23 protein-coding genes are annotated in these 16,880 nt (G+C 52.5%); 10 read left to right on the top strand and 13 right to left on the bottom strand.

Features of this window, described 5'->3' with window-relative positions; all coding sequences use genetic code 11:
* Positions 1–105: 105 nt before the first annotated feature.
* From hemW to SAMA_RS12930, 7 genes are all read right to left on the bottom strand, one after another.
* Positions 106–1,245 carry a radical SAM family heme chaperone HemW gene (gene hemW / locus SAMA_RS12960; protein ID WP_011760593.1) on the bottom strand — a complete coding sequence of 380 codons (1,140 nt, stop codon included), beginning with the start codon at positions 1,243–1,245 and terminating at the stop codon, positions 106–108.
* A gap of 9 nt (positions 1,246–1,254) precedes the next feature.
* Positions 1,255–1,851 (bottom strand): RdgB/HAM1 family non-canonical purine NTP pyrophosphatase, encoded by a 597-nt coding sequence (rdgB, locus tag SAMA_RS12955; RefSeq protein WP_011760592.1) that lies wholly within the window; start codon positions 1,849–1,851, stop codon positions 1,255–1,257.
* Between the two features lie 131 nt (positions 1,852–1,982).
* The gene (locus tag SAMA_RS12950) at positions 1,983–2,417 is read right to left on the bottom strand and encodes a DUF4426 domain-containing protein (RefSeq protein WP_011760591.1); all 435 of its coding nucleotides are present in this window, start codon (positions 2,415–2,417) and stop codon (positions 1,983–1,985) included.
* A gap of 82 nt (positions 2,418–2,499) precedes the next feature.
* The gene (yggU, locus tag SAMA_RS12945; RefSeq protein ID WP_011760590.1) at positions 2,500–2,787 is read right to left on the bottom strand and encodes a DUF167 family protein YggU; all 288 of its coding nucleotides are present in this window, start codon (positions 2,785–2,787) and stop codon (positions 2,500–2,502) included.
* Positions 2,787–3,335 (bottom strand): YggT family protein, encoded by a 549-nt coding sequence (locus SAMA_RS12940; RefSeq protein ID WP_011760589.1) that lies wholly within the window; start codon positions 3,333–3,335, stop codon positions 2,787–2,789. Before SAMA_RS12940 ends, yggU begins: the two co-directional genes overlap by 1 nt.
* A gap of 45 nt (positions 3,336–3,380) precedes the next feature.
* Entirely contained in the window at positions 3,381–4,196 is an 816-nt protein-coding gene (gene proC / locus SAMA_RS12935; RefSeq protein WP_011760588.1) for a pyrroline-5-carboxylate reductase, read from the bottom strand.
* Between the two features lie 91 nt (positions 4,197–4,287).
* Positions 4,288–4,995 carry a YggS family pyridoxal phosphate-dependent enzyme gene (locus SAMA_RS12930; protein WP_011760587.1) on the bottom strand — a complete coding sequence of 236 codons (708 nt, stop codon included), beginning with the start codon at positions 4,993–4,995 and terminating at the stop codon, positions 4,288–4,290.
* A gap of 35 nt (positions 4,996–5,030) precedes the next feature.
* Between SAMA_RS12930 and SAMA_RS12925 the strand changes: the two genes are divergently transcribed.
* From SAMA_RS12925 to SAMA_RS12915, 3 genes are all read left to right on the top strand, one after another.
* Positions 5,031–6,068 (top strand): type IV pilus twitching motility protein PilT, encoded by a 1,038-nt coding sequence (locus SAMA_RS12925; protein WP_011760586.1) that lies wholly within the window; start codon positions 5,031–5,033, stop codon positions 6,066–6,068.
* 9 nt (positions 6,069–6,077) lie between these two features.
* On the top strand, positions 6,078–7,190 hold the full coding sequence (locus SAMA_RS12920) for a PilT/PilU family type 4a pilus ATPase (RefSeq protein ID WP_011760585.1): 1,113 nt from the start codon (positions 6,078–6,080) through the stop codon (positions 7,188–7,190).
* 200 nt (positions 7,191–7,390) lie between these two features.
* The gene (locus SAMA_RS12915; protein ID WP_011760584.1) at positions 7,391–7,933 is read left to right on the top strand and encodes a glutathione peroxidase; all 543 of its coding nucleotides are present in this window, start codon (positions 7,391–7,393) and stop codon (positions 7,931–7,933) included.
* A 67-nt stretch (positions 7,934–8,000) separates the two neighbouring features.
* Here SAMA_RS12915 and ruvX read toward each other — a convergent pair whose 3' ends face one another.
* The 4 genes from ruvX to SAMA_RS12895 form a co-directional block, all read right to left on the bottom strand.
* On the bottom strand, positions 8,001–8,420 hold the full coding sequence (gene ruvX, locus SAMA_RS12910; RefSeq protein WP_011760583.1) for a Holliday junction resolvase RuvX: 420 nt from the start codon (positions 8,418–8,420) through the stop codon (positions 8,001–8,003).
* Positions 8,420–8,983: a YqgE/AlgH family protein gene (locus SAMA_RS12905; RefSeq protein WP_041410422.1), complete on the bottom strand. Its 564-nt coding sequence runs from the start codon at positions 8,981–8,983 to the stop codon at positions 8,420–8,422. The genes ruvX and SAMA_RS12905 overlap by 1 nt, the downstream gene beginning before the upstream one ends.
* Before the next feature lie 8 nt (positions 8,984–8,991).
* Positions 8,992–9,321, bottom strand: coding sequence for a stress response translation initiation inhibitor YciH (yciH, locus tag SAMA_RS12900; RefSeq protein ID WP_011760581.1), 330 nt, complete (start codon positions 9,319–9,321; stop codon positions 8,992–8,994).
* Positions 9,322–9,434: 113 nt separating this feature from the next.
* Positions 9,435–9,764 (bottom strand): hypothetical protein, encoded by a 330-nt coding sequence (locus SAMA_RS12895; RefSeq protein ID WP_011760580.1) that lies wholly within the window; start codon positions 9,762–9,764, stop codon positions 9,435–9,437.
* 191 nt (positions 9,765–9,955) lie between these two features.
* Between SAMA_RS12895 and SAMA_RS12890 the strand changes: the two genes are divergently transcribed.
* The 5 genes from SAMA_RS12890 to tpx all read left to right on the top strand — a co-directional run bounded on the left by SAMA_RS12890 (position 9,956) and on the right by tpx (position 14,157).
* Positions 9,956–10,516, top strand: coding sequence for a DUF4136 domain-containing protein (locus SAMA_RS12890; protein ID WP_011760579.1), 561 nt, complete (start codon positions 9,956–9,958; stop codon positions 10,514–10,516).
* A gap of 866 nt (positions 10,517–11,382) precedes the next feature.
* Positions 11,383–11,892: a DUF924 family protein gene (locus SAMA_RS12880; protein ID WP_011760578.1), complete on the top strand. Its 510-nt coding sequence runs from the start codon at positions 11,383–11,385 to the stop codon at positions 11,890–11,892.
* Between the two features lie 155 nt (positions 11,893–12,047).
* Positions 12,048–12,611, top strand: coding sequence for an OmpA family protein (locus SAMA_RS12875; protein WP_011760577.1), 564 nt, complete (start codon positions 12,048–12,050; stop codon positions 12,609–12,611).
* A gap of 31 nt (positions 12,612–12,642) precedes the next feature.
* Entirely contained in the window at positions 12,643–13,470 is an 828-nt protein-coding gene (locus SAMA_RS12870) for a mechanosensitive ion channel family protein (protein ID WP_011760576.1), read from the top strand.
* Between the two features lie 111 nt (positions 13,471–13,581).
* Complete coding sequence (gene tpx, locus SAMA_RS12865) at positions 13,582–14,157, top strand: thiol peroxidase (RefSeq protein WP_011760575.1); 576 nt, start codon at positions 13,582–13,584, stop codon at positions 14,155–14,157.
* A gap of 38 nt (positions 14,158–14,195) precedes the next feature.
* Here tpx and SAMA_RS12860 read toward each other — a convergent pair whose 3' ends face one another.
* Positions 14,196–14,807: a trimeric intracellular cation channel family protein gene (locus SAMA_RS12860; protein WP_011760574.1), complete on the bottom strand. Its 612-nt coding sequence runs from the start codon at positions 14,805–14,807 to the stop codon at positions 14,196–14,198.
* Between the two features lie 230 nt (positions 14,808–15,037).
* Between SAMA_RS12860 and ltaE the strand changes: the two genes are divergently transcribed.
* Positions 15,038–16,048 (top strand): low-specificity L-threonine aldolase, encoded by a 1,011-nt coding sequence (gene ltaE / locus SAMA_RS12855; protein WP_011760573.1) that lies wholly within the window; start codon positions 15,038–15,040, stop codon positions 16,046–16,048.
* Between the two features lie 150 nt (positions 16,049–16,198).
* Positions 16,199–16,567: an acyl-CoA thioesterase gene (locus SAMA_RS12850; RefSeq protein ID WP_011760572.1), complete on the top strand. Its 369-nt coding sequence runs from the start codon at positions 16,199–16,201 to the stop codon at positions 16,565–16,567.
* On the opposite strand, the gene SAMA_RS12845 is transcribed toward SAMA_RS12850, so the two are convergent.
* A complete protein-coding gene (locus SAMA_RS12845; RefSeq protein WP_011760571.1) occupies positions 16,568–16,771 on the bottom strand; it encodes a hypothetical protein in 204 nt (67 codons plus the stop codon).
* Between the last annotated feature and the right edge of the window lie 109 nt (positions 16,772–16,880).

Genomic DNA, 16,880 nt, shown 5'->3' with positions numbered 1-16,880 from the left:
AAGCCATGGGTAAATTTCAGAGTTTAGTGTTAGTAAATGTTTCCCGGTTCCCAGAGGCAGGCATTTATAGGCCTGCCTCTGGGGCAATCCAGATGATTGTGTGGGTCAGAGAAAATGGGACAGTAAGTCGTTAACGAACATGTGGCCCTTTGGGGTCAGGGTCCAACTCTCGTCGCCAAGTACGATAAGGCCTTTTTCGCTCGCCTGTGCCATCCCTTCATCAAGCAGGCTGGCATTCAGGCCGGTGCGGGATTCAAATTCACGTTTGGCGATGGGGGTCATCAGCCTCAAGCGGTTCATCAAAAATTCAAGTGGGCGGTCTTCTTCCTGCACTTGTGTCAGTTCAGACAGATAATCGCTGGCTGCCAGGTATCCCTTGGGATGTTTTATTTTTACCGTTCGAATAATGCAGTTTTCGGTGGGGATCGTCACCTTGCCGTGGGCTCCGCAGCCAATACCGAGGTAGTCACCAAACTGCCAGTAATTGAGATTATGACGGCATTGAAAGCCCGGTTTGGCGTAGGCTGAAATCTCATACTGCTCATATCCCAGGGCCGCGAGCTTTTTCTGGCCTTGTTCGTAGATATGCCAAAGCGCTTCGTCGTCCGGCAACTGCGGAGGCCGCGAGTGAAACAGAGTATTTGGCTCGATGGTGAGCTGATACCAGGACAGATGGGGAGGATTTAGGCTGGCCGCCGTGTCTATATCGGCCATGGCCTCATCAAATGATTGATTGGGCAGACCATGCATCAAATCCAGGTTAAAGCTCTGATAGCCAGCGGCAGTGGCAAGCTCTGCCGCCCGGGTTGCCTCATCGCGCCCGTGAATGCGGCCAAGGAGGTTAAGCTTGTCCTTGCTGAAGCTCTGTACGCCCACTGAGAGGCGGGTGACGCCTGCCCCGCGGTAAGCGCTGAAATCATCGTGCTCCAGAGTGCCCGGATTGGCTTCCATGGTGATTTCTATGTCATCACAAAAGGGGATGCGGGCCTTAATACCGTCGAGGAGGCGGCCGATGGCGCTGGCATCAAACAGCGACGGGGTGCCGCCGCCGATGAAAATGCTGTAAAGCGTACGTCCCTGGACATAATTCAAATCGGCATCAAGGTCTGCCAGCAGCGCATCGACGTAGGCTTCCTGGGGTAAATCGCCTTGTTTTCCGTGGGAGTTAAAGTCGCAATAGGGGCATTTTTGCACACACCAGGGGATGTGGACATAAAGGCTCAGAGGAGGCAGTTCAAGCTTCACGGTCTTTCCTCAGATGATGCCTTTGTTTCTGAACTCAGCCAGCAGCGCTTCAAGGGCCTTGCCGCGGTGGCTCACAGCATTTTTCGCATCCGATGACATCTGGGCTGCGGTCAGCTCGCCGCCTTCGGCGATAAACACAGGGTCGTAACCATGGCCATTATCGCCCCTGGCTTCGAGACCGATACGTCCTTCCCAGGCAGCCTGGCAGATAATGGGGGTTGGGTCTTTGGCATGGCGCATATACACGAGTACACACTGGAAGCGGGCACTGCGCTCGGTTTTGCCTTCGAGGGCACCCAGCAGCTTTTGCCAATTGTCTGTATCTTTAGCGCCAACGCCTGCGTAGCGGGCAGAGTAAATACCAGGGGCACCTTCGAGGGCGTCTACTTCCAACCCCGAGTCGTCGGCAATGGCGGGTAAGCCGGTAATAGCTGCAGCATGGCGGGCTTTAATGATGGCGTTTTCGACGAAGGTAGTGCCGGTTTCTTCAACGTCTGGCACCTGAAACTCGCTCTGGGCTACTACCGAGAGTGAATACTCAGAAAACATCTCATTGAATTCTTTCAGTTTACCCTTGTTACCACTGGCGAGAACCACTTTCTTCATCATTACCCCCTGACCACTGTGCTGTTGGCGCACTGCGCCCTTTCAAAATCGGCGTCATGATACCCAAGGAAGCCTTGGAAAGACAGAAAAAACAAAGCCCGCAGATGCAGGCTTCAGTGAAGGTGTACAAATTAGTCGACGTAGAATTTTTGCTTGAATTTCAATGTGGTATTTAGCTTGTTTCCGCTTCTTAAGGCGATTTGGAAGTTTATCTCTTCATCGCTGCGGTAAGGCACCTCGGCAATGTAGTAGATGGCGGCACCTTCACGGATTTCACGGAACTTCAGCTCCACTTTGGCATCAAGCAGGTTATTGGCGATGCCCGAAATTTCTACTGCGACAGCCGGATTACCCTCTTCAGCAGTGTCCAGCACGGCAATATTGACTATGCCAGTGTAGTTGGAGCGCTCTATGCCATAGTTCTTGGCAATCGCGGGTGTCAGAAAGGTACTTGGCAGCGCCATATAGTGGATATCGAACTGACCTACCTGTTCTTTTTGCTCAGCGCTGGCGATGCCGCACAGGCTAGCAGTTAGCAGCAGCGCAGCAAAGAGTTGACGAAACATGTCCTTATCCTCCTCAAGGGAACTCGGTTATAAGTATAAACCCCATGGCCGTATTCAGCATTTTATCAAGACTGCCGTGGGACTAGAGAAATTGTGCGAAATCGTCAGGGATTATTTCCGGCGCCTGAATACGTACCAATTTATGCCGTCCAAGCTCGCCCCGCTCGATAGACACCTTGCCTTTGGGCACCTTGAAGGCCTTTGCCAGCAGCTTGCAGATATGGGCGTTGGCCTTGCCATCGACAGGCGGTGCTGTGATGGCAAGTTTTAGTTCTTCGCCGTGAAGACCAACCAGCTCGTCCCGGCTGGCCTTGGGCTGTACATACAACGCCAGCAGTAAGTCCTCGTCCTGGCGAGTGATGGCGCTCATCAGATAAACGCCCAGAAAGGCACGTATTGGGCGAGTAACATGTTGATGAAATTAAGGCCAATAAAGACCACCAGTACAGAGAGGTCAAGGCCACCAATGGGTGGGATAACACGGCGAACCGGCGCCAGCACAGGCTCTGTGAGCTGGGATATCACCATGATAAAGGGATTATAACCCTGATTGAACCAGCTCAGGATGGCGCGGATAAGCAGCATCCAGAAGAAGAGCACACCGGCATTTTTAATTACGGCCACCACTGAGTAAGCAAGTATGGTGGGCAGGTTTATGGTGGCACCGGCTATCAGTGTCAGTACCAACATTTTCACTACCACCACGGCAAACGCCAGTACCAGCGAGGCGCTGTCCAGCTTGCCGATGGGGGGCAAAACGCGGCGCAGTGGCGCTACAATAGGGTGAGTCGCTTTAACGATAAACTGGCTGAAAGGGTTATAAAAATCGGCTCTGACCAGTTGCAGCCAAATCCGTAAAATCACCACCATCAGATAGAGATCAAACAGGGTGTTTACTAAAAAAACCATCGCATTCATGAGGTTTGCCCTTAGATTATCAACGAAGTATTGCCACTTTGTGGCTTAAAAATTCCGGGCCATTTCTTCAGCCCGCTTAATACAATTGCCCATGGCATCTTTTACCAGTGTGCGCAGCCCGCCTGCTTCAAAAGTGGCGATGGCTTCGGCCGTGGTGCCCCCTTTGGATGTGACATTGGCCCTGAGCTCGGCTGGGGTCAGCCCCGGGTTTTGTTTTACCATGGCAGCGGCACCCACGGCCGCTTGCTGCGCCAGGGTACGGGCGTCGGCCTCTGGCAGCCCCATTTCGACACCTGCTTCAATCATGGCCTCGATAAAGAGGAAAAAGTAGGCCGGTGAACTGCCTGCCAGTGCAATAACCTTATCTATACCCGACTCTTCGTTCACCCAGACAATATCACCACAGGCGCGCATCAGCGACTCAGCAAAGGCCTTGTCTTCATCAGGCATGCCGGCAGGGGCATAAAGACCTGTCATCCCAAGGCCCAACTGCATGGGGGTGTTGGGCATAGTGCGGATAAGCTTGACCTGTTTGCCGAAGTAATCATGGTAGCGGTTTTCTGGGATACCGGCGGCTATGGTAATCAGCAATTTATCATCGACGACACCGGCAAGTGACTCACATACTGCCTGCATAAGCTGAGGCTTAACTGAAAGCACTATCACATCGGCAGCCGAGGCGCTTGGTACATTGTCCTGGGAAGTATTGATGCCATAGTCGGCTGCCAGGGCGTCGAGTTTTGGCAAGCTTGGATTGGTTGCCGTGATGAGGCTGGCACTGTAGCCGCTCTTGATGAGGCCGCCAATGATGGCGCGGCTCATGTTTCCGGCACCGATGAAACAGATTTTTTTATTTTGCATCTTTATTCCTGTTTGAATTTAAAGGCTTGGCGATACCGAGAATATGGGGGCGAAGCCGCGTAAATACAATGATTGCCACAGCGCATTGCCCTTAGCGGCTGTAATCCCGCTCGCCAAAAATAGCGCTGCCAACCCGCACCAGGGTGCTGCCGTTGTCTATGGCAAGCTCCAAATCGCCGCTCATACCCATGGACAGCGTATCTATTTGCCCGAGCGTTCCGTGGCTCTGTTGCAGGCTTTTAAAGAGTCGTTGCATGTTGGCCAGCTCGGTTTGGGCTCTTTCCTTGTCATCGGTTGGCGCGGGAATGGCCATCAGTCCCCGAAGACGCAGCCTGGGCAGGCGGCACACGGCATCGGCCAGGGCTGTAATATCCTCGGGTTTTACACCGGATTTACTCTCTTCGTCACTGATATTGACCTGTATCAGCACATTCAGTGGCGCAAGTTCGGCAGGGCGCTGCTCATTGAGTCTGATGGCGAGCTTTTCCCGGTCGAGGGTGTGCAGCCAGTCAAAATGCTCTGCAACGGGACGGCTCTTGTTGGACTGCAAAGGGCCGATAAAATGCCACTCGATATTGGGGCAAGGGGAGGTGAGGTCAGTGATTTTTTGCACCCCCTCCTGAACGTAGTTTTCACCAAACAAACGCTGACCCGCATCGTAGGCCGCCTGAATGTCGCTGGCAGGCTTGGTTTTGCTGACCGCAAGTAATTTGATTTCAGATGGGTTTCTTGAAGAAATTTGCGCCGCTTGGACGATTCGCTGCTGGGCGAGCGAGAGTCTGTCTGCTATTGTTGTCATCATGTAATCAATCGGTTGAATGGATATCCCATACCATGGAAATCACAGAGTTACTGGCGTTTAGTGTAAAGCACAAGGCCTCGGATCTACACCTGTCTGCCGGTGTTCCCCCCATGATCCGGGTGGACGGTGAAGTGCGTAAAATCAATCTGCCTGCACTCGATCATGCCGGCGTACACTCCTTGGTGTACGACATTATGAATGACAAGCAGCGCAAAGACTATGAAGAGCACCTGGAAATCGACTTTTCCTTTGAAGTGCCCAATCTTGCCCGTTTTCGTGTAAACGCCTTTAACCAGTCCCGCGGCGCTGCTGCGGTGTTTCGTACCATTCCCAGCGAAATTCTGTCGCTGGAGCAACTGGGCGCCCCGGACATCTTCAAAAAAATCGCCAGTTTTCCCCGTGGTCTGGTGCTGGTGACCGGCCCAACCGGCTCAGGTAAAAGTACCACCCTGGCGGCCATGATTGACTATGTGAATGAAAACCGCCACGACCATATTCTGACCATTGAAGACCCTATTGAATTCGTGCACCAGAATAAGCAATGTCTTATTAACCAGCGGGAAGTGCATCGTCATACCCACAGCTTTAACGCTGCCCTTCGCAGCGCGCTGCGTGAAGACCCCGACGTTATTCTGGTGGGTGAGATGCGTGACCTTGAAACTATCCGACTGGCGATGACCGCGGCAGAAACCGGCCACCTGGTTTTCGGCACCCTGCACACCACCTCGGCAGCCAAGACCATCGACCGTGTGGTCGACGTGTTCCCCGCCGGTGAAAAGGACATGGTGCGTACCATGCTGTCTGAATCTTTGCAGGCAGTAATTTCCCAGACGCTGATTAAAAAGATTGGCGGCGGCCGGGTTGCGGCCCACGAAATTATGATGGGTACCCCTGCGATTCGTAACCTTATCCGTGAGGACAAGGTGGCGCAGATGTACTCTGCCATTCAAACCGGTATGGCCCACGGCATGCAAACCCTCGAGCAGTGTCTGCAGAATCTGGTGAACCGTGGCCTCATCACTCGTGAGGACGCCATGGCCAAGAGCTCCAACAAACAGGCAAACTTTTAAGGATTGATGATGGATGTACGTCCCTTTCTGAAGGTGATGGTCGAGCGCAAAGCCTCGGATTTGTTCATCACCGCGGGTTTTCCTCCCAGCGCCAAAATCGACGGTGAGCTGCGGCCACTGGCGGAAAATGCCTTCAGCCCTGCCCAATCACTGGACTTTGTTGAGTCCCTGATGTCAGATGCGCAAAAGAAAGAGTTCCACGAGAGCCGTGAGTGTAACTTCGCCTTTGCCGCCAAGGACCTGGGACGTTTCCGGGTCAGTGCTTTCTGGCAGCGTGAGTCTCCCGGTTGCGTAATGCGTCGTATCGAGACCAAAATTCCTGAGATGGAAGACTTGAAACTGCCACCGGTGCTTAAAGATCTGGTGATGAGTAAACGCGGTCTTATCATTATGGTGGGTGGTACAGGTACGGGTAAATCGACGTCGCTGGCCGCCATGGTTGGGTATCGCAATGGCCATGAACGTGGTCATATCCTGACCATCGAAGACCCTGTGGAATTTGTGCACGATCACCGCAAGAGCATCATCACCCAGCGGGAAGTGGGGATCGATACCGAGTCCTTCGATGCGGCGCTGAAAAGCTCGCTGCGTCAGGCCCCGGACGTGATCCTTATCGGTGAGATCCGCAGCCAGGAAACCATGGAATTTGCGCTGTCATTTGCTGAGACAGGTCACCTGTGTATGGCTACCCTGCACGCCAACAACGCCAACCAGGCGCTGGACCGTATCATGCACCTGGTGCCCGAAAGTAAGCACCAGCAGCTGTTGTTTGACCTGTCACTCAACCTGCGCGGTATTGTGGCACAGCAATTGGTACCCAAAGCCGATGGCACGGGGCGTCGTGCGGCCATTGAAATTCTGATTAACACCCCCCGTGTGTCGAGCATTATTCAGAAAAACGAGCTGCATTTGCTTAAAGACACCATGGCCAAGTCCAATGAGCAGGGGATGCAGACCTTTGACCAGGCGCTGTTCAAGCTTTATCAGGAAGGTGAAATCACCTACGCCGATGCCTTGCACCATGCTGACTCGCCGAACGATCTGCGTTTGATGATCAAACTGGCGGGCTCCGAAAGTACAGGTTCAGGCTTCCTGGAAGGCGTGACCCTGGACATGGATTGACGCTCAGTCATGAAGAAAAACCAGGCGTATGCCTGGTTTTTTGATCGTTACGGCAACTTGTGGCGTAATCTGATGAGTAAGAGTGCTTTCCGAAAATGGCTATTTTCGGTCGGGAAGGTCATTGAAGAGATAGGTATTCAGGAGTCAGAATGCGTAGCTTATTGTTTTCATTACTGCTGGTTTCAGGTGTTCATCCGGCAATGGCAGAAACTGTTGAGACTCAAAACGCCGCGGAGCACACTGCGGGCACGCAAGTCGCTTGTCCTGCGTATCTCAATCACGAGTTTCGTAAGCTGCACTCAAGTGAGTCGGTGAACCTTTGCGATATTGCCGCCGGCAAACCAGTGCTCTTTATCAATACCGCCAGCAACTGCGGCTTTACGCCACAGTTCAAGGCGCTTGAGCTGCTCAACAAGGAATATGGCCCCAAGGGACTGGTGCTGGTGGGTTTTCCATCCGATGACTTCTTTCAGGAAGAAAACGATGAAAAGGATACCGCCAAGGTATGCTACCTCAACTATGGTGTGACCTTTACCATGCTGGCCACATCGGCGGTGCGTGGAGGTGATGCCAATCCTGTGTTTGAGTATTTGGGCGAAAAAGCCGGTTCACCCAAGTGGAATTTCTACAAGTATCTGGTGTCTGCCGATGGCAAAGAAGTGACGGCTTTCAACTCCCGTGTAAAGCCTGACAGCCTTGAGCTTAAAGCCGCTATCGAGGCTGCCTTGCCCAAAGCACTCTGAGTGTTTCAGGCAAGGGGAGACGAAATAAAAAACGCCGCATTCAGCGGCGTTTTTTATTTTGGCAACATCAGGCACCATATTGATTTTCAAAGTAACTTTCGACAATCAATACTGCCGATACCGCATCCACCTGGCCCTTGGTGAGAGCCTTAAAACCGCCAAGTTCGAATAATCTTGCCTTGGCATCGGCAGTGGTCAGCCTCTCATCCTGGGTGGCAATCTTGACTCCGAAACGGCCATTCAAGCGGTTGGCAAACTTGCGGGCCCGCTGGGTCATCTCCTGCTCTGTGCCGTCCATGTTCAGCGGCAGACCTATTACCAGCAGGTCCGGTTTCCACTCATTGATTAACTTACCTATATCTTCCCAGTTGGGAATACCATCCACCGCCTTAATTGAGGTGAGCGGGTTGGCGCTGCCGGTAATCGACTGGCCAACGGCAATACCGATACTCTTGGTACCAAAATCAAATCCCATCACTGTGCTCATCAGGCGTGCCCCGCCTGATTGGACACTTGCCAAAGCTCAAAGCCAAGGGCTTTACTGGCCTGATTCCAGCGGTCTTCGTGGGGAATGGCAAACAGGATTTCATCGCTGGCAGGAATAGTCAGCCAGCTGTTTTGTGCCAGCTCTTCCTCAAGCTGCCCGGCACTCCAGCCTGCATAGCCCAATGCCACCATAAAGTGACTGGGCGCTTTGCTGGTGCCTATGGCCGAGAGGATGTCACGGGAGGTGGTGAGCATCAGCTCATCCGTCAGTCTGCTGGAATTTGCCCAACCTTCCTGGGTGGTGTGCAGCACAAAACCACGCTCCGGATTGACCGGGCCGCCCACCAGAACCTGATCGGCACTTTCTCCAAGCAAAATGCCTTCGTCAGGCATTAAATCCAGTTGTGACAAGAGGTCACGCACGCTCATGCCCACGGGGCGGTTAATAATCAGGCCCATGGCGCCTTTGGCATCATGTTCACAGAGGTAAACAACCGTCTTGTCAAAGAAGCCGTCATTAAGGCTTGGCATGGCAATCAGAAAATGATTTTTAAGGCTGTCCATCGACATGATTACCCTCCCGCAAGCTTTACGGTAAATCCTTGTTTTTCAAGCAGGCCCTTTAGCAGTTCCCGGTTATCGGTTTGGACTTCAATGTCGAAGTCCTTTACTGTTCCACCACAGCCACACTGCTTCTTTAGCTTTTGAGCCAGCTCCTTGAGTGCTCCCTGGTCGAGTCCCAGGCCGCTTATCACGCTGACACCCTTTCCCTTGCGGCCTTTACTGTCTCTGTGGATGCGAACCACGCCGTCGCCTTTGGGTACCTCAACTTCCGGTGTGGGCTCATCGATTCTGCCCTTATCTGTGCTGTACACCAGTAATACGTTCGGATCGATTCTCATAGTTCACTCTGCCGCAGTCTCTTTTTGTCAGTTTACCAGAGTCGGCAAATATATGTTGTGGCGTTAAAAAACAAAACACCACCCTTAAGGTGGTGTTTTTTCAGGCCTCGGGATTAAAACATACTCAGAAAATTCAGGATAAGCAGAATGGTGGTAACGAGGGCGCAGGGAAGTAGAAACGACTGCAATTTAGTCACCAGTAAGGTAGCGCAGGTTGCGGTTAATCCCAGCGTCAGGGCAATAGGCAGCATTTTATCCACTGAAGATTGAGTAAAGAGCAGCCAAAGAGACACCAGTACAGCCAGGAGTAACAGGCAGTAGTGGCTGCCTGAAATGGCGGTCTGTGTGGAATCAGCCTTCACAGGGCCGGTTGCGGGTTCGGAGCGGGGACCAAACAACACGATAGCTGATGCAATCACGGCGGCTGCGATAAACCAATACATAAAGACTCCCTGCCTGAATGGAATTAAATCTAATTGATAATTATTATCAATAGGTGCTGGCAATGGGTCAAGATTGGATTTTGAATTTGTGGTAATTTCAGTTGTTAGTCACAAAAAGCACAGTTAAGCTGAACCAAATTGCCTCTTATCTGTCTGAAAGGGCAGAAGACTTTGCTTCGGAGAGACCCTTTATGAAAAAGATTATAGTTGTGGCCGCCTTGCTGGCTCTCAGTGCCTGTTCCAGTATGAAAACCAGCTGGGACTTCGATCCCGGAGTGACTTTTAACCAATACAAAACCTATGCCTGGGTAGAAAAGAAGGACGATGACGCGGGTTATCACCTCGATGGCCTGATGGATCAAAGGGTGCGTGACGCCATCGAGACTGAACTTGCCCAGAAGGGATTCAGTAAGTCAGAGGCGGCCGGTGCCGATCTCTTGGTGAACTACCTCACCAAGGTTGATAAGAAAATCAATGTTGATACCTTCAACACCAGCTATGGCTATAACCCGTATTGGGGACCGGGTTGGGGCTGGGGTGGTAACGTGCAGACCCAAACCACGGTGCGCGAGTATGAGGTTGGTACACTTATCATTGATCTAATTGATAATAAATCAGGTAAGCTGGTATGGCGTGGCTCAGTGGCCGACACCATACGCGACAGCAATACGCCACAGGAACGTGAAACCAAGGTGCGTGAAGCCGTGGCCGGTGTGATGCTGAATTATCCACCAAAGTCTGATACCAAGTAAGGCTAAGAGTAATAAAAAAGCGACCTCGGGTCGCTTTTTTATTGCCTCTTTCTTCTGCATTTTTTATCGCAATCCCCGAACCCCAGGCCCCTTATCAGAGCGCTGATCTCTTGCCCGAGGGACTGCGTCGACAGACTCTGATGCTGAATAATGTCTACATTGGCGTGCCGGTCAAGGACCTCAAAGTCCGCTGGCAAAGGCACAGGGGTAGCTGACGCTAAACCTTCTCTTACCGGGTGAACAGGAAGCTGTGCCCAGCCAACTCCCTCCCGCACCATAGTCAAACGTACGTGGTTATTATCGGCATACCATACACCAGGTGAGTGGGGAGCCCTGAAGAGAGAATGCCCCATGGCCCCTGAGCCAATCACCAATCACCAATAGCCATTGCAGCTTAAGTTCATCCACATGGGAAAGGTGCATACTTTGCGTGCGGGTGCTGGCTTGCCACAGCGGGCTAAAAATGCACGCCGCCAACGGATTCGAAATCCCCTCTCAGGGAAGAGGGTTTCACTGAATACCGGTGCGGCACTGGCGTGCCCCTGTGAGACCCTTTTAATACAGTCGCTGCTGGAAGCAGAAAGCCGCTTGAAGCTGAGCTCGGGCTGCTTCTCGGTCAGTCGCCTTAATATCACCAGAGTCTTATCTGTGTTGATATAGCCTGTGGCAGTTGTTGCAGCTGGAAGCTGACTTGTTGATGGTGTTTCTTTTCTATTTGCCCGTGTTTTATCGGCAGTAGGATGAAATGAGGATGAGCTGGCCGTACGACCAAAGTAGAGAAGCCCGCAAGGCGCGCGGCTGATAAGCTTTGGCTCTCGCCAAACTTTTCGCTGGCCTGTGGCTTTTCGATAGGGAATAAGAAGAATATGCAGTCATTTCTGAGCTCTTGGTTTACAGCCGAACAGCAGGCGCTGGATGCCCACGGCTCTGGTGCATTTGAATCCCCTGAACCTATGGCGAATCATCAAGCCGATTGGGCCATGTTGCTCGAGCAGGCAAATCTGGGGGCGTTGGAACACTGGCAGGCAACGCCTCCCGGTACTTTGGCTCTTATCCTCCTCTATTCGGCCGTACCGGCTAAGCTGGGTTTACCCTATCAGGAACGTCGTCACTTCAAAGCCAGAGCCCTGTGCCTCAATGGTATTCGTCGTGGCTTTGATACCCAACTCGACCTTGGCAGTCGCCATGGTTTCTATACCCCGCTCTATCACTCCTGGCTCGACGAAGACAAGGCGCTGCTGGCGCGGCTGCTTGCCGGTATGAGAGCCCTCGCTGCCGATGAGGATCCTGATCGTTGCCGTCTGGCTCTCTGGCAGCAGTGGCACAATCAGGCGATACCGGTATCCGCTGCCGCAGAATCTCAGTCGATTGATTGAATTCCCGGGCAGTGCTGCTAGGCTTTTGGTTGACGTCGAACAAAATCCTTTTTCTTTGCAAATTAAGCAGTAAAATATCTCTCGTTGTTGATTGGGGTTGATAACCCCGACTGCCGGAATGTCTGGCGACGATTAACACATCCCGGGATTTCACTATGAACCCTTGGCTTTGCGTTGGTGTGCTGGCGGGACTCTTGAGTTCGCCTCTGCATGCGGTAAGCGACAAAGATGGAGATGGAGTACCTGATTTCAAGGATGCCTGTCCCGGTACGCCGGTGGGCAACACAGTGGAGGCCAACGGGTGTAGTATTCCTGTCAGTGCGCCTGCTCCTGTGTGTCTGATGACGTCACAGATGAATCCATATCCATCCAGTTGTCACCAAGGCGAAATCCTGTCGATCTATTTTGATTTCGGATCGGCCTTCGTGCCTTTTGAAGCTGCCGCCAAGCTGGCGTGGTTGGCAAAGAGTATCGAGACAGACCATGTCTCGTTGCTGCTTCAGGGGCACACCGACGACATAGGTACTGAAGCGGCCAATTATCGCTTGTCAGCCGAACGCGCTGACAATGTTGCAGCTAGTCTCGCCATGGATTTTGCTATCCCTAAAGCGAGAATAACGACAGCATCCTTTGGGGAGTCAATGCCCGTTGCCCCCAATAACACCGAGATAGGCCGACAGCAAAACCGCCGTGTCGATATTTTGATACTTGTTGAATAGCACAGTGTTTTTAAGTTAAGGGAGTAATTTCATGGATAATATCCAAGGATTAATCGATCAGGCTCCAGAACTGATCATGACCTACGGTCTGAAAGTCATTTTTGCCATTATCATTTTCCTGGTCGGTAAGTACTTCTCCAATTTGGTGAAGAAGTTAACCACCAAGATGCTGAACAACCGCAAGGTTGACCCAACAGTAACCTCGTTTGTAGCCAACCTGGCGTGGGCAGTGGTGTTTGTTTTTACCGTTATCGCCACCCTGGGGCAAATCGGTGTACAGACAGCCTCTCTGGTTGCTGTTATCGGTGCCGCCGGTCTGGCTGTGGGTTTGGCACTGCAGGGCTCTTTGTCGAACTTTGCTGCCGGTGTACTTATGGTGCTGTTCCGCCCATGCCGCGTGGGTGACTACATCGAAGCGGCCGGCATTGCCGGTACCGTGGATGAAATCACCATTTTCTCGACCAAGCTGCGTACCCCCGATAACAAGGTTATCGTTGCGCCCAACTCTGCCATCATGAATGGCACCATCACCAACTACTCTGCCATGGACACGCGCCGTGTAGACATGGTGATTGGTGTTGCCTATGACGCCGATATCAAGCTGACCAAGAAAGTCCTGACCGACATTCTGGACAACAATCAGTATGTGCTGAAAGACCCTGCGTATACCGTTGCTCTGAGCGAACTGGGTGCTTCTTCTATAAACTTTGTGGTGCGTCCCTGGGTTAAGGGTGCCGATTTCTGGGCAGCCAAGTTTGAACTGACCGAGCAGATCAAAAATGCCCTCGATGCCAACAACATTGGTATCCCATACCCTCAGATGGATATCCATGTGAAGGAATTACCTGCGGCCAAGTAAGCTGCAGCAAGGTAAAAAGCCGGCAATCGCCGGCTTTTTTTATTCGAGGGCTGGCGGTATTGGCCACACTTTGCAACACTCTGCTATCGGTTAATGACAGGGAGAAAAACAATGTTCAAAAAGGCGTTATGCATCGGCTTGGCCCTGGTTGCTGCCCAGGGTATGGCACAGGACAGAGACAGTGTCACTATGGGGGGCAAGCAGGTGATGTTGTCGGGAACCCTGCCACAGGTGGGTGAAACCGCACCTGGGTTTCGTGTCGTTGATGCTTCTTTCAAACCCGTGGCATTAAGTGATTTTAAGGGCAAAACGGTTCTTATCAGCGCTGTTCCAAGCCTGGATACCGGTGTGTGTGCATTGCAAACCAAGCGCTTCAATGACGAAGTGGGCAAGTTTGATGGCAAGTCCGTGGTGATGCTGACCCTGAGCACCGACCTGCCATTCGCGCAAAAGCGTTTTTGCAAGACTGAAGGTGTTGAGAATATTCAGGTTCTGTCAGATTCAGTTTGGCGTAACTTTGCCGAAGAGTACGGGCTCTTGATAGAAGACAGAGGTCTGCTTGCCCGTAGTATCTTTATCGTGGATGCCGAGGGCACCCTAAGATACAAAGAATTGGTTGGTGAAGTCAGTCATCATCCGGACTATGATGCGGCCCTGGCGGCCTTGAAAGACATCAGTCAGCAATAACGAAAACGCCGGCAAAGCCGGCGTTTTTTATGTTGGACTCAGTGGTGAGCATCACTCTGATAGTTAAAGGTTGGCATCGACCAGTGGTAACGGATGGCACACATACGCAGCCCGAATCCCAGCAGCAAGCAGCCCAGCAGGCTTGGCCAGCCGCCAAAACCACTGAGGGCCAGCAGCACATAAAGGCTGGCGGTAAGTAAGGATGCCAGCGCATAAAATTCCCGTCTGAAAATCAGCGGGATCTCATTGCACAAAATGTCTCTGAGCACACCGCCAAAGACGCCGGTCACCACCCCCATGGCCACAGCGACCACGGGGCTGTAGCCCAGCATCAGGGTTTTTTGGGCACCGGTAATGGAAAACACCGCCAGACCAAGGGCATCAATGGCCAGGAATAAACGGCCAAGATAGCGCATCAGTGGGGCGATAAGTACCGTTAGCAGCGAGGCTGCGGCAATGGCAATCAGATAGTGCCAGTTGGCAATCCAAATCAACGGATAGTTGCCAAGGAGCATATCCCTCAGGGTGCCGCCGCCGATGGCGGTCACCAGCCCAATGATCACCACCCCAAAGAGATCCATCTGTTTGCGTCCGGCGGCGAGGGCGCCTGTCATGGCTTCGGCCAGTATACCGATGAGCCACAGCAGCATAATAAATTCTGTTTGTTCCAATTAAGGTATCTCTTGGATAAAAACGGCATTCTGCCTTAATTATTGGCCTTTTCAATCAAGATTAACTTTCTGGAAGTATTAGTTTTTATTATGTGTGAATGACTTGTTTCAGCACGTCTCAGCAGAGGATGGCACAAAGATGCTGGCCTTCAGGTGGTAAGGTCTGGATAATCGGCCAGTCAGTTGTATTACTACCCCGGGGGATTAGCATGAAGGCAGATTTCAGAAGCGATACAGTCACTCAGCCAACCGCAGCGATGCGCCAGGCCATGTCACAGGCCCAGGTGGGGGACGATGTGTATGGCGACGATCCTACGGTCAATCGTCTCGAAGCCATGGCGGCCGAGATGCTGGGGTTTGACGCCGCACTTTTTACCAGTTCGGGTACCCAGGCCAATCTGCTGGCGCTGATGAGCCATTGTGAGCGCGGAGATGAATATATCTGTGGCCAGGATGCCCACAACTACCGATTTGAGGGGGGCGGCGCCGCAGTGCTTGGCAGCATTCAGCCCCAGCCGCTACTCAATCAGGCCGATGGCACCATCGCCCTTGGCGACATAGAGGCCGCCATCAAACCCGATGATGTACATTATGCCCGAACCCGCTTGCTGAGCCTGGAAAACACCATTGGTGGCAAGGTGTTGCCTATGGGGTATCTGGCGAATGCTCAGGCGCTGGCCTTTAACCGTGGCCTTAAGATCCACCTCGATGGTGCCCGCCTTGCCAACGCAGCGGTGGCGCTGAACAAGCCAATGGCCGAGATTGCCGGGCACTTTGATTCTGTTTCCCTGTGTCTGTCCAAGGGCCTGTGCGCGCCAGTGGGCTCTTTGCTGCTGGGGGATGACAGACTGATTAAAAAGGCGCGTCGCTGGCGCAAAATGCTGGGCGGCGGCATGCGCCAGGCGGGGATTCTGGCTGCTGCGGGCATCATTGCGCTGGAGTCTCAGTGGCAAAGGTTGGCCGAAGATCACGACAATGCCGCGCTCCTTGGCCGTGAATTGTCCATGATTGATGGTTTTGAGGTCAACACGGCTTCAATCCAGACCAATATGGTGTTTGCCAGGGTTGCCGAGCATATCGACATCAAGCATGTTGCTGCCGAGTTGGCGAGCCTGGGCTTTATTATCAGCCCTGCCAAAAATTTGCGTCTGGTCACCCACAATGACATCAGTCGCGATGCTGTGCTGGCCTTCGTGGCGGCGCTGAAAAGCGCACTCTGATTGCGCTTTTAATGTGCATGACGCGCATTGCTGGTGCAAAAATCAGCGTTTTAGAACAGCCGGTTTTTTTAATTTATTGAAATATAAGATTTAAAATATTGGCTTAGAGGTTGCTTTAGTCATGGGGCCCACTATCACGGAGGACGCCCCATGAAATTCCTAAGCCGTCGTTTGGTTAAACCCGATCACCTGAATCCTGCCAATACGCTCTTTGGCGGCCAACTGCTCAGCTGGCTCGATGAAGAAGCGGCAATCTTTGCTGCCTGTCAGATGAAGAGCGACAGGCACGTGACCAAAATTATCGCTGAAATCAATTTCATCACTCCGGCCAGAGCCGGTGATGTGTTGGAGTTTGGCTTTGAGCTTATCAGTGTGGGTCACAGTTCCATCGCGGTAAGGGCGATGGTGCGCAACAAGGTTTCCCAGTTGCCTGTGGTGACGGTGGAAAAGCTGGTGTTTGTGCACGTGAATGAGAAGGGATTGCCCGCACCCCATGGGATGCGGGCGGCAGCGGCCTGATCAGTTCTCTTCTTTCAACTCTTCTTTCACTGAGTTGACTGCATCGCGGGAGGCATGGCCAACAGCCTTGGTGGCATCACGGGTGGCGTGACCTATTTCGCGGGTCACTTCTTTGGTGGTGTGGCCAACGGTCCGGCCAGCGTCTTTCAGTTCTGCGCAGCCACCCAGCAGGGCAATTGCCGTCAATACGAGTAAGGCTTTCATGGTTGCTCCTTGGTTGATGGCGCCCACTATAGCAGCAGGCGGCTTTCCTTGAAAAGTCACCGGTGCCTAATTGGGCACGCCTGTGTTATTGTTCACAAAACAATAACAA

The organism is Shewanella amazonensis SB2B (assembly GCF_000015245.1).
Lineage (GTDB): Bacteria > Pseudomonadota > Gammaproteobacteria > Enterobacterales > Shewanellaceae > Shewanella > Shewanella amazonensis.
This window is presented reverse-complemented; position numbering and strand designations above follow the sequence as displayed.